We start from the raw sequence: 11834 nt of genomic DNA, 5'->3' as shown, positions 1-11834 counted from the left end.
ATGCAGTGACATCCATCGTCTAGGCCTGGTAAAACTGTGGCTCCGATGAGGCCGCCTTGGGGTCGAGAAAACCGTTGTTTTTAAGCTCGCTCAGCGCTGTCAGAATGGCTTTCTTGTGCTGCTGCTCCAGCCTTAACATCAACTGCTCATAACCGCGGCGCTCTTTACGCTTGAGGTCTTTCCAGTCCTCCTTGGTGGGTATGTGGCTGGTCTGAGTCGCTATGTCAGCAAAAATTGTATAGGGCAGGCGAAGGTTTTCATCGTGGCCCATGAAATCGAATAGGCCGTTGATGCGGATGCAGGCTTCGACCAACGGTACTTGTTCATCCATTGCCCCCAGGGTTAGCAGACGGATACTTTGCTGGGCATAGTCACGCCGTTGCTGCTGGTCCTGCATTAGTAGTTCAAGATTTTTATCGTTCTTCAGTTGTTTCTGCTTCACAGCAGTAGTGCTGCGCAGGGCAATGAAGGCCAGCGCAGAGACGATAACCAAGGCTGCAATCAATAACAGTATGGCGGTTGATGATTCCATAACGGTGTATACCCGAGCGTGATAAGTGGCAAAGTGCAGATAATACCATAGCCGGCGCTCGATATATCAGTGATTGAACGGTGGCGACATAAAGGCTTGATTCTGCTGTAAATGAAAAACGTCGAATCGTTCACGTTTTCGACAGCCGTATGTCGAAGTATTTAACATGGCGACATTTTTCAATAAATTTAATTTTATTAAGCTGTTGTTTTTAATGGTTAAAAAAGTATTTCTTTGTTGGCCTAGGAATTGCTTTATAAGAACCATGGGAGAGGCAGCTGAAATTGTTGTGGTCTTGTTAGAGGTTTAGCCGGACCAAATTTCAGCGGATTGTTTGATCACGTGGCGGCAACGGCCGCTGTTTATTTACTCGTCAGCATAACAATAAATATTAGCGAGGATTTACGCATGACAATAAAATCAAAAATAGCGGTTGCTGTAGTGGCAGTAGCTGCCAGTGGCATGGCGTCGGCAGGGTCGTTGGATCTCACCGGCGGTTATGGCAAAACCAGTACCTACTCGGCCAGCTCTGATGGTATCGGTGTCGATGTTACTGCCACTCGATATGGCCGTTCGGCGTCAGTGACGATGAACCGAGGTGGCTTGGGTGTGAAGGGTGGGGTGAATCACTTCCAGAGTATTGGTCGTGAGACCATGACGTTTAATTTCACCGATGCGGTCAGTCTTAAGAATATCTCTTTTGACAGTAAGACTTGGTACGATTGGACGGGTAGAGATAAGGTTAGCTACGTTGACAGCACCGGACTGAGCCTAACTTTATCGGGTAATTCTACCGATGGTTCATTTGATATCGGTCAGAATAATGTAGATTGGTTTACTATTTCTGCGGCAGGTAATTGGACTAGCACATTTGTTGATAGCATTAATTACGGTGAGTATGCTGTCCCTGTGCCTGCATCCGCATGGCTTTTTGGTTCTGCGTTGGTAGGTTTGGTAGGATTACGTCGTAAGAAAAAATAATTTATATTTTTTAGAGCCAGGGTTTGCCCCTGGCTTTTTTGTTTGTAATATTTGGTTTTTGTTAAAAATTCACTGTATTTGTCGTCGCAAAGTGACTAAATTGTTTTTTTGAATTATAAATTTCGTGCTGTTAGCTTCTAAAAAATATTATTGTTTTCTGATTTTTCTGTCTATCTTTATGTTTAGCGTGTTGGTCGTTTTGTGAATGGACGAGCCTGTGCAAAGCAGTTTGCTATGAGCAGGGGTGTTACGGCCATGACCATCATGCGTCAATGGCCGTTATATGGTAAGCGGACGCAAAGATAACAATAATGATTTACAAGGAGTTTCTAATGAAGTTAACAGCCAAGTTGGCTATGCCCTTGGTCGCCGCTGTTGTTAGTGTGGGGGCCTCTGCCGGCTCGTTAGATTTAACCGGTGGTTATGGTAAAACATCGACCTACAGTACCAGCTCTGATGGTGTTGGTGTTGATATTACCGCGACTCGTTATGGTCGCTCTGCTTCCATCACTAAAAACCGGCGCGGTTTAGGAGTGAATGGCGGGGTTAGGCATTTCCAAAGTATTGGTCGTGAAACCATGACGTTTAGCTTTACAGATGCAGTGAGTTTAAAAAACATTGCATTCGATAAACGTACTTGGCACGACTGGACCGGGCCCGATAAAGTCTCTTATACCGACAGCAATGGCTTATCATTGCTGTTGTCGGGAGATGCGACAGATGGTTTGTTCAATATCGGTGCTAACGGCATAGAATGGTTTACTATTGCCAGTGCGGGTTACTGGACGAGCACGTTTGTGTCATCGATTGAATATGGTCAATACGCTGTTCCAGTGCCGGCTTCGGCTTGGTTGCTGGGTTCGGCGTTGATTGGTTTGGGCGGTTTGGGTCGAGCGAAAAGACGACAATAGCAAGGATAGAAAACCATAAAAAAAGCCGCGATGTCGCGGCTTTTTTTGTGCTTGCTCAGTATGTCAGTTCGTTGACTTACTTCTTAATAATAACCGAGGAGCCGTGACCGAACAGACCTTGGTTGGCCGTAATCCCTACCTTGGCACCCTCAACCTGTCTGTCGCCGGCTTGGCCTCGGAGCTGCCAAGTTAGTTCGCATATTTGCGCCAGTGCTTGGGCCGGTACCGCCTCGCCAAAGCAGGCTAGGCCACCAGAGGTGTTGACCGGGATGCGGCCACCTATTTTAGTGTCGCCATTGCGAATGAGTTGGGCGGCAGTGCCGCGCTCACACAGCTGTAAATCTTCGATCCAGTCCAGCTCCAGTGCTGATGATAAATCGTAGACTTCTGCCAGGTCGACGTCGCTGGGGCTTATTCCAGCTTCTTCGTAGGCTTTCACCGGCAGCGAGGCGCGGAAGCTCTGGCCTTCAACCATTGCTGCGGCAGCCGAGTCTGTGGCGATATCGGGCATCTCAACGACAGAGTTGGCAAAGGTCGGCGTGACGGTTGAAATTGCAGCAACGCGGGGGGCATCACCCTTGCCAATCTTCTTGGCGTACTCGACGCTGGAGACAATCATGGCGGCACCGCCATCACTGGTGGCGCAGATGTTCATCAGGCGCAGCGGGTCGGCCACCATCGGTGACTCTCTAATATCATCGAGACTGAACTTCTTTTTGTAGCGTGCGTAGGGGTTGGTGAAACCGTGCTCAGCATTCTTCACCTTAATCATACTGAAGTCTTCTTCCGTATCGCCGTATAAATCCATTCGTCGACGGGCATACAGCGCGAAATAGGATGGGTTGGTGATACCGAGGTAGAAGCGCACCCAATCTGGGTCTTCCGGTCGGAAGCCCTTGGCGGGAGCCAAGAACCCCTTGGGTGTGGTGTCGGCACCGACAACCAGACAGACATCGGCCTGGCCGGAGAGAATCTTGGCACGGGCTGCGGCGAGGGCCTGTGAACCAGAGGCGCAAGCAGCATAGGAGGTGTTAACTTCGGCGCCTTGCCAGCCTAACGCCTGAGCAAAGGTGGCGCCGGCAACATAGCCAGGATAGCCGCAACGCATGGTGGCGGCACCAGAAACAAATTGAACCTCTTTCCAGTCGATACCGGCATCTTTGATCGCATCGCGAGCAGCCTTAACACCGTATTCGGTAAAGTTGCGGCCCCATTTGCCCCATTGGTGCATGCCTACGCCGAGAATGGCAATTTCATCACTCATTATAAATTCCTATCAACGTCAATTAAGCGGGGTTTGCTACGGGTTTCCACTTCCAGGTTAGCCTGTCAGCTTCTTCGTCTTGGTATAAGGTTTCGAGTACCAGCTCGACCTCCATGCCGACTTTCAAGTCGGCGACTTCGACCCCTTCGATGGCTTGGCCGAGAATAATCATCTTCTCTTTGTCGAGCTCGACAGCGGCGATGGCATAGGGTGCGAAAGGCTCGGCGGCCACAAAGGGCTCCGGTGGCTTGTAGCAGGCGTTTGTATAGGACCAAACCTTACCGGTGCGGCTGAGTTCAACCTCATCAAAGCTCTCACTTTCGCAGGCTGGGTTTTTGCAATAGGTGGCCAGCTTTGGGAAATAGTAGGTGCCGCACTCTTTACAGCAGGTGCCGATCAGATGTGGATTGTCGGCATCCATCGTATACCAGCCTTCGATGGCGGCAACTTGCGGTTTTGTGCTCATGAATATCTCCGTTGAGAGTGCCTAGCCTGAAAGCAGAGCAGGTTGAATAATGGGTCTATTTATATTGCCTGCTAGAGTACACCTAGTGTCTTAAAGACTTCAATCAGCAGTGTCATTAGTCCCGCTATTATGTCGGCTTTTTAATACAAATGGGCTACTGCTTTTGCAGAGCCTGACACTCGATTGACCGCTGTGCAATTTTGACAGTCAAGTTGACCTATTTTGCTATTGTTCTAACGGCACTTATTTTCAATCATAGGATCAGAAAATCATCGATTACGACAGGGCTTCTATAGCCCGATGAAACAATAAAAAATGGTATAACCAGATGAAATAAAAGAATTTTATTTCATATAATAATGGAGTTGTTATGAAAGTCGAGTTTACTCCCGAGCAGGCGGCGCTGAGAGCAGAGCTGCGTGCCTATTTTGCAGAGTTGATGACACCTGAGCTGCGTGCAGAGGTGGATGCCACCCCAGGAGAGGGTGGGGGTCCGTTGTTTTGGCAGGCCATGGACAAGCTGGGCAAAGACGGTTGGATTGGTGTCGGCTGGTCGAAGGAGATGGGCGGCCGGGGTATGACCGAGCTCGAACAGATGATTTTTATTGAGGAGGTGATGCGCACGGGTTTCCCCTTTCCCTTTCTCACCACCGAGTCTGTTGGTCCGATCTTAGCAGCCAATGCGACACCGAGAATGCGCGATTTAATGGTGCCGCGAATTCTCAGTGGCAAGTCGATTATGACGATTGCTTACTCTGAGCCCGGTGCCGGTACTGACTTGGCGGCGTTGACTACCACGGCAACCCGAGACGGTGATGAGTGGGTGATCAAGGGGCAAAAGATTTTCACCTCACTGGCTCAGCACGCCGATTATGTGTGGATTGCGGCGCGGACCAATAGCGACCCAGAGCAGAAAAAGCATAAGGGCATTTCAATCTTTTTGCTGCCGACAGATGCAGAAGGCTACAGCCGTACGCCGATTCACACGCTGGGTGATGTGACGACCAATACCACCTATTACGATAATGTTCGAGTGCCAGCCGACCACTTGGTGGGCGAGGTTGATGGTGGCTGGAAGTTGATTACCAGCCAGCTTAACCGGGAGCGTCTCAGCCTGGTCAACTGTGGTCCAGTTTCGCAGTTGCTTAATGAAATAATTACCTGGGCTAACGACAATTGCTATAACAGCGGCAAGCGCATTATTGATGAGCCTTGGGTGCAAATGAATTTGGCCAAGGTGAGAACAGGCATCGAGGCGTTAAAGTTGATGTGCTACAAGCAGGCTTGGGCGATGACCAACGGCACCCTCGATATGGCGGATGCCTCTGCCGCAAAAGTCTATGGCACAGAGTTCTTTATCGAGGCCTACCGTTTGTTGGCCGAAGTGCTCGGCCAGGTGGCCAATGAACATCTGGATTCAAAGACGGTACAAATACGTGGGCGCTTAGAAATGATGTACCGGACCGCCTCGATCATCACCTTCGGTGGTGGCACTAACGAGATTCAACGAGATATCATTTCTGCTGCGGGTCTATGGATGCCGCGTGCGGCACGCTAGGAGGTTATTATGGATTTTTCATTTTCAGAACAACAAAAAGATGTGCAAAACCTAGCACGCCAAATCCTCACTGAGGAGGTTAGTACTGAGCGTTTAGCCGAGGTAGATCAGCAGCAATATCGTTTCGATGAGCCGTTGTGGGCCAAGTTGGCCGAGGCGGGTTTGCTCGGTGTCGCTATCGCAGAGAATAATGGCGGCATGGGCTTCGACTTTACTGAGCTGTGTTTCTTTATCGAAGAAGTAGGGCGTACCGTCGCGCCGGTGCCGGTGATTCCCGCCCTGGTCAGTGCCGGTTTACCGATTCAGCACTTTGGGAGTGACGAGCAAAAAAATAGATTGTTGCCGAATTTAATCAATGGCAGCAGTCTGCTGTCGGCGGCCTTGATGGAGATTGGCGGAGAAGACCCAGCCGCACCTGTCACTAGGGCGGAGAAAAGCGGCGGTGGTTTTGTCATTAATGGCATTAAAACAGCCGTACCCTTTGCCGATAAGGCTGATCGTATCTTGGTTTCTGTCGCCGTCGGCGATGAGGTTGCTGTGTTGTTGGTCAACCCGAAAGCTGAAGGTGTCAGCCTCGAACGTCTGAAGGTAACCAGTGGCGAGCCGCAGTTCGAAATGACGCTGGAAAATGTTGTGGTCGATGGCGCGGATGTACTGGCGCGCAGTGGCGGTGCGGTGGTGATGGACTGGCTGTCTCAGCGAACAATAACTGCCTATGCGGCGATGCAGGTTGGTATCAGCGATAAATCGATGCGGATGACCGCCTCATACACCGCAGAGCGTAAACAGTTCGGGGTTCCTGTCGCCACTTTTCAGGCGGTGGGACACCGTGCCGCTAACAGCTTTATCGATGTTGAATGCTTGAAGCTGACGACTTATCAGGCGGCATCGTTGCTGGAAACCGAAGACGATGCCGGTGTTGAGGTCGATATTGCTAAGGTTTGGGCTGGCGATGTAGGTCACCGTGTTAGCTATGCATCGCAGCACCTGCACGGCGGTATTGGTATTGATAAAGATTACCCGCTGTGGCGCTACTGTCTGTGGGCTCGACATATCGAGTTAACACTGGGTTCCAGTGCCTCGACACTGGCTCGATTAGGCAAAAGAATTGCCGCCGGTGAGGCGATGGTTGGCTAGGTTACGCCGGTTTCAAGCCTTTGCAGGGGGTGGTTCACATCCCCTCGATGATTAATCTTGATCAGTGTCTTTGTCGGCCAGCAATTGATTTTGCTGCGCCAGCATTCTATCTAACATAGCCTGTTGCTCGTCACTCAATGCCGGCTCGGATAGGTTATCTGTTGGCAGCGGCGGGCTTTCGTCACGCTGGTTGAAACGGTGGTTAATATCAGCAAGGGTATTGATGTTGCTAGCTTGCTCTGCCTGCTGTCGCTGCAGTATTTCGGCGGCTGTCGGCAGGCCGCTATCGATACTATAGGGCTTGTTCGTTGCCTCTTCGTTGGCAAAAATAACAGCCTGGCTGTCGTTGACGGCTTGCTCGCCAGCCTCGGCTTCAGTGTTCTCTTCAGCCGCTTGACTGCCCGGTAATAACTCGAAATCATCTCTGCGCTCGGGCAGTATAGGGCGGCCTTTTTCGTCGCACTCGACGGCGATAATTTTAACGCGCAAAGTGACATTCTGACTGTTGTTTTCTACCAGGGTATTGAGCGCTTCATCTTTGTGTACCGTAGAATAAAGAGTTTTAATTGCCACAGGCAACAGCCACTCACCCTGTTTGTTCAGGTATTGGCCGTATTGATTTTCGAGAATAAAGACAGTCGACATAATGTTACAGTTGGTAGCGAAAAGTGAAAACAATGAGCCTAGTGTAACGTATTAAACCACGATAATGTAGCGAATGAATGACAGGCTTGCTATTGCCTAACAACTCACCTACGGTGGCAATTAATCCCTGACATAATAACAAATAAATGGAAGTAGCTATGATGTTGTTGGCGCATATTTTTGTTGTTGTTGCCGGCCTGGCGTTAATAGGCAGTGCGGTTATTTATACCTGTATGCATAAGCGTTTAAATTCAGATCCGATTCTTGTCGCCGGCTGTATGATGCTGGGTACTTTTTGTCTTGTTTCGGGCATGGTGTAATACGGTTGAAAAATGATAACAACAGCGCTCAGGCGCTGTTGTTAATGAGCGCGTTGTGGCCAGCCCTAGCGCCAGTCTAAGATTACCTTGCCGCTCTGCCCCGATGCCATGATATCGAAGCCCTGCTGAAAGTCATCAACCTTAAAATGGTGGGTGATGATGGGGGTAAGGTCCAGCCCAGATTGAATCATTGCAGCCATTTTGTACCAGGTTTCGTACATCTCTCTCCCATAAATCCCCTTAATAATCAAACCCTTGAATATTACCATATTCCAGTCGATGACCGTGTTTGCCGACGGGATACCCAGCAGCGAAATCTTGCCGCCGTAATTCATGGTCGCCAGCATCTGCTCGAAGGCTTGGTCGTTGCCGGACATTTCTAAACCCACGTCGAAGCCCTCGACCATACCAATGTCTTGCATCGCGTCGCTGAGGTTTTCCTCAGCCACATTGATCGCACGGGTGGCACCCATTTGACGGGCCAAATCAAGGCGATATTCGTTGACGTCGGTGATGATTACATGGCGGGCACCGATGTGCTTACAGATGGCGACAGCCATGATGCCAATTGGTCCGGCACCGGTAATCAATACATCCTCGCCGGTCATGTCGAAGGAAAGAGCAGTGTGCACGGCGTTGCCATAGGGGTCGAAAATAGCAGCCAAGTCGTCGCTGATATCATCGGGTATGGGGAAGGCGTTAGCGGCTGGAATGACTAGATATTCGGCAAAGGCCCCCTCGCGGTTAACACCGACGCCGACGGTGTTATTGCACAAATGACGACGACCGGCGCGACAGTTGCGGCAGTGACCGCAGGTAATGTGGCCCTCGCCGGATACTCGCTGACCTATACTTAATCCTTTTACTTCTTGGCCTATTTCGACAATGGTGCCAACGAACTCGTGGCCGACATGCATGCCCAGTGGAATGGTTTTTTGTGACCATTCGTCCCAGTGATAGATATGCATATCTGTACCGCAGATAGCTGTCTTAGTAATTTTGATCTTAATATCATTGTGACCACAGTCGGGGATGGGGCGCTGTTCAAGCCAAATGCCTTTTTCACCTCGGCTCTTGGCCAGGGTTTTCATTGTTGCCGTCATTACAGCCTCCTATTGAATAATGTTCATCGCACGACCAACCTTGATAAAGGCGGCGACGGCCTTGTCGATATCGGCCAGTGAATGCGCAGCAGACATCTGGGTACGGATACGAGCCTGACCTTGGGGGACTACCGGGAAACTGAAGGCGATGACATAGATACCCTCGGCCAGCATGCGCTCGGCAAACTCAGAGGCGACGGTGGCCTCGCCGAGCATGACCGGCACAATGGGGTGGCCACAGCCAGCAAGGGTGAAGCCGACCTTGGTCATTTCGCTGCGGAAGTACTCGGCATTGTTATTGAGTTTGTCTCTTAGCGCGTTACCGTTATCGATGATGTCGAGCACGGTAAGAGAGGCATTAGCAATCACTGGCGCCAACGTATTAGAAAATAAATAGGGTCGCGAGCGCTGGCGTAGCCATTCGACAATAGGGCCGCGGGCAGAGGTGTAGCCACCGGAGGCACCGCCGAGCGCCTTACCGAGGGTGCCGGTGATGATGTCGACCCGATCGAGCACGCCACAGTGCTCGGGCGACCCCTTACCATTGGTACCGACAAAACCGACGGCGTGGGAATCATCGACCATGACCAGGGCGTTGTATTGATCGGCGAGATCACAAATAGCCGAGAGGTCGGCGATGATGCCGTCCATAGAAAAAACGCCATCGGTGGCGATCAGCTTGTGACGGGCACCGGCCTCATCGGCGGCAATAAGTTGTTGTTCGAGTTCCGCCATGTTGTTGTTGGCATAGCGGAAGCGTTTTGCTTTACAAAGACGAACACCGTCGATGATTGAGGCGTGATTGAGTGAGTCTGAGATGATGGCATCTTCGGCGCCGAGAATGGTTTCGAATAAACCGGCATTGGCATCAAAACAGCTGGAGTAAAGAATAGTGTCGTCCATCTGCAGGAAGTCACTGATTCTGTTCTCGAGTTGTTTGTGAACTTCTTGCGTGCCGCAGATAAAACGGACAGAGGCTAAACCGTAGCCGTCTTTTTCCAGTCCAGCCTTGCCAGCAGCAATCAGCTCTGCTGAATTGGCCAAACCTAAATAGTTGTTAGCGCAGAAATTTAATACCGACTTTCCTTCAATAGTCTTAATTTCGGCCTGCTGCTGGGTGGTGATAACACGCTCACTTTTATAGAGGCCGAGCTCTTTTAGTTCAACAAGTTGGTCGGATAATTGTTGCAATAATTGCTTAGCCATAGCGGCCTCTCATAAATTTTTAGAAAGTACTGGGAGCAGTTGGGCATGCCGAGAAGTAGTGTAATTAAGCTTAGCAGAAAGGCCAATATGATTACTTGCTAGCAGTGTTGCGCTAAATCATTTTTTTAGCGTAAAGAGAAAATAAAGGGTGAATGTATACAAAAACAAGAGTGTTACCGAATAAAAACTTTATTTGAGAAACACTAGTTTCGTTGAGTAACGAATAAGTGTTACTACCTAAAATTTTAGCAACATATGGGGATTGACTCGTAAAAAATTGATGTGAATCATTCGCTGTAGTTTTGAGGCTGCTATAACACCGGCTGCAAAAATACAGACGACATTCCAAACATGAATGCCGTCTGTGTTTTAAATTGTCTCTAAACGATAACAGCGTGTCAGGATACATATATGAAAAAATCACTCTCGCATAAGATTTTTATTGGTTTGGTCAGCGGCCTTATCCTAGGTTCTATCATCCAATATATGCTCGCCGGTATTCCCATCTTTGATGAGTACCTTGTTGGAACAGCCTCAGCCGTCGGAACCATGTTTGTTTCTTTGATTAAATTAATGGTTGTGCCGTTAGTCTTTGTCTCTATTGTTGCCGGTATTTGTGAATTGGATAGCACCTCGCAGCTAGGCCGCCTCGGCGGTAAGATATCGGGTCTCTATTTTGCTAACACCGTGTTAGCGGTTGTTGTGGCCATGGTTATTGCCTACATCTTGCAACCAGGCTCTGGCGCCAACCTCGGTGAAGCCGGTGCCGGTGCCTCTGCATTAACCGAGCAGGGTTTGCCCAATGTGGGGCAGATGATTGTGAATATTATTCCTGACAATCCGATTGCTGCCTTTGCCAGCGGTGATATGCTGCAGATTATCTTTATGGCCATTGTTGTTGCGATTGCCATTAAGTCATTGGGTGATTACGCCAAGCCTGCACAGAGCGGTTTTGCCATGGCCAACGACATTATGATGCGTCTGATTACCATGGTAATGAATCTTGCGCCATACGGTGTGTTTGCCTTGATGATTAATCTTGGTGCCACTCTTGAGATGGACTCTATTATCTCGGTGGCCGGTTATGTTGCCATTGTTGTCTCCATCCTGTTTGCCTGGATTTTGATCGTGTACCCACTGGCCGTCTGGATGTTTACTGGTATTAAGCCATCGGTGTTCCGTGCCAAGACTCGGGAACAGGTATTGTTTTCATTGTCGACCGCCTCTTCCAACGCCACCATCCCTGTGACCACACGTACGCTGGTTGAAAAATTTGGGGTTTCTAAAGCCTTGGCCGGTTTTGGCGTGCCACTGGGTGCCACCATCAATATGTCGGGTGCAGCCATCTACATCGCGGTTGCCGCGGTCTTTGCCACCAATGCCTACGGTGTGACGCTGTCTCCGGCTGAACTGATTACCATCGGTGCGACGGTCTGCTTCATGTCTGTCGGTGTTGGTGGTGTACCCGGCGGTGCTGTGGTGATGATTGCTGTATTGATTCAGCAATTTGGTCTGCCCATCGAAGCATTGGCCATTGTTGCCGCTGTTGACCGTATCAACGACATGGTCTGTACCTCAGCCAACGTGGTTGGTGATGCCGCTGTTGTAACGATTGTCGCCGGCAGTGAGGGTGAGCTAGATCACGACCACGCCAAAGACATCAATGCGACGTCTAAGCCGGTACAAGAAACGGCGTAATCTTGCTGTTATT

General features: G+C 49.9%; 12 protein-coding genes. 6 read left to right on the top strand and 6 right to left on the bottom strand.

Features of this window, described 5'->3' with window-relative positions:
* Positions 1–19: 19 nt before the first annotated feature.
* On the bottom strand, positions 20–532 hold the full coding sequence (locus L9P87_RS04940; protein WP_237443559.1) for a DUF2489 domain-containing protein: 513 nt from the start codon (positions 530–532) through the stop codon (positions 20–22).
* A 408-nt stretch (positions 533–940) separates the two neighbouring features.
* Between L9P87_RS04940 and L9P87_RS04935 the strand changes: the two genes are divergently transcribed.
* Entirely contained in the window at positions 941–1513 is a 573-nt protein-coding gene (locus tag L9P87_RS04935) for a VPLPA-CTERM sorting domain-containing protein (protein ID WP_237443558.1), read from the top strand.
* A 332-nt stretch (positions 1514–1845) separates the two neighbouring features.
* Positions 1846–2424, top strand: a complete 579-nt coding sequence (locus tag L9P87_RS04930) for a VPLPA-CTERM sorting domain-containing protein (RefSeq protein ID WP_237443557.1) — start codon at positions 1846–1848, stop codon at positions 2422–2424.
* Between the two features lie 76 nt (positions 2425–2500).
* On the opposite strand, the gene L9P87_RS04925 is transcribed toward L9P87_RS04930, so the two are convergent.
* Both L9P87_RS04925 and L9P87_RS04920 read right to left on the bottom strand, forming a co-directional pair.
* Positions 2501–3688: a lipid-transfer protein gene (locus L9P87_RS04925; protein ID WP_237443556.1), complete on the bottom strand. Its 1188-nt coding sequence runs from the start codon at positions 3686–3688 to the stop codon at positions 2501–2503.
* A 22-nt stretch (positions 3689–3710) separates the two neighbouring features.
* A complete protein-coding gene (locus tag L9P87_RS04920; RefSeq protein WP_237443555.1) occupies positions 3711–4154 on the bottom strand; it encodes a Zn-ribbon domain-containing OB-fold protein in 444 nt (147 codons plus the stop codon).
* A gap of 370 nt (positions 4155–4524) precedes the next feature.
* Between L9P87_RS04920 and L9P87_RS04915 the strand changes: the two genes are divergently transcribed.
* Both L9P87_RS04915 and L9P87_RS04910 read left to right on the top strand, forming a co-directional pair.
* Complete coding sequence (locus L9P87_RS04915; protein WP_237443554.1) at positions 4525–5712, top strand: acyl-CoA dehydrogenase family protein; 1188 nt, start codon at positions 4525–4527, stop codon at positions 5710–5712.
* A gap of 9 nt (positions 5713–5721) precedes the next feature.
* Complete coding sequence (locus L9P87_RS04910; protein ID WP_237443553.1) at positions 5722–6849, top strand: acyl-CoA dehydrogenase family protein; 1128 nt, start codon at positions 5722–5724, stop codon at positions 6847–6849.
* A gap of 51 nt (positions 6850–6900) precedes the next feature.
* Here the strand turns inward: L9P87_RS04910 and L9P87_RS04905 are convergent, their stop codons facing one another.
* Positions 6901–7494: a hypothetical protein gene (locus L9P87_RS04905; RefSeq protein ID WP_237443552.1), complete on the bottom strand. Its 594-nt coding sequence runs from the start codon at positions 7492–7494 to the stop codon at positions 6901–6903.
* Positions 7495–7652: 158 nt separating this feature from the next.
* On the opposite strand from L9P87_RS04905, the gene L9P87_RS04900 reads away from it, so the two are divergent.
* Positions 7653–7814: a hypothetical protein gene (locus L9P87_RS04900; protein ID WP_237443551.1), complete on the top strand. Its 162-nt coding sequence runs from the start codon at positions 7653–7655 to the stop codon at positions 7812–7814.
* Positions 7815–7879: 65 nt separating this feature from the next.
* On the opposite strand, the gene tdh is transcribed toward L9P87_RS04900, so the two are convergent.
* Both tdh and L9P87_RS04890 read right to left on the bottom strand, forming a co-directional pair.
* The gene (gene tdh, locus L9P87_RS04895; protein WP_237444376.1) at positions 7880–8905 is read right to left on the bottom strand and encodes an L-threonine 3-dehydrogenase; all 1026 of its coding nucleotides are present in this window, start codon (positions 8903–8905) and stop codon (positions 7880–7882) included.
* A 21-nt stretch (positions 8906–8926) separates the two neighbouring features.
* A complete protein-coding gene (locus tag L9P87_RS04890; protein WP_237443550.1) occupies positions 8927–10123 on the bottom strand; it encodes a glycine C-acetyltransferase in 1197 nt (398 codons plus the stop codon).
* 411 nt (positions 10124–10534) lie between these two features.
* Between L9P87_RS04890 and L9P87_RS04885 the strand changes: the two genes are divergently transcribed.
* Positions 10535–11821 (top strand): dicarboxylate/amino acid:cation symporter, encoded by a 1287-nt coding sequence (locus L9P87_RS04885; RefSeq protein ID WP_237443549.1) that lies wholly within the window; start codon positions 10535–10537, stop codon positions 11819–11821.
* Positions 11822–11834: the final 13 nt, after the last annotated feature.

Source organism: Sinobacterium norvegicum (assembly GCF_923077115.1).
Taxonomy (GTDB): Bacteria; Pseudomonadota; Gammaproteobacteria; order Pseudomonadales; family Sinobacteriaceae; genus Sinobacterium; species Sinobacterium norvegicum.
The sequence above is the reverse complement of the archived record's forward strand: the minus strand, read 5'-3'. Positions and strand labels throughout refer to the sequence as shown.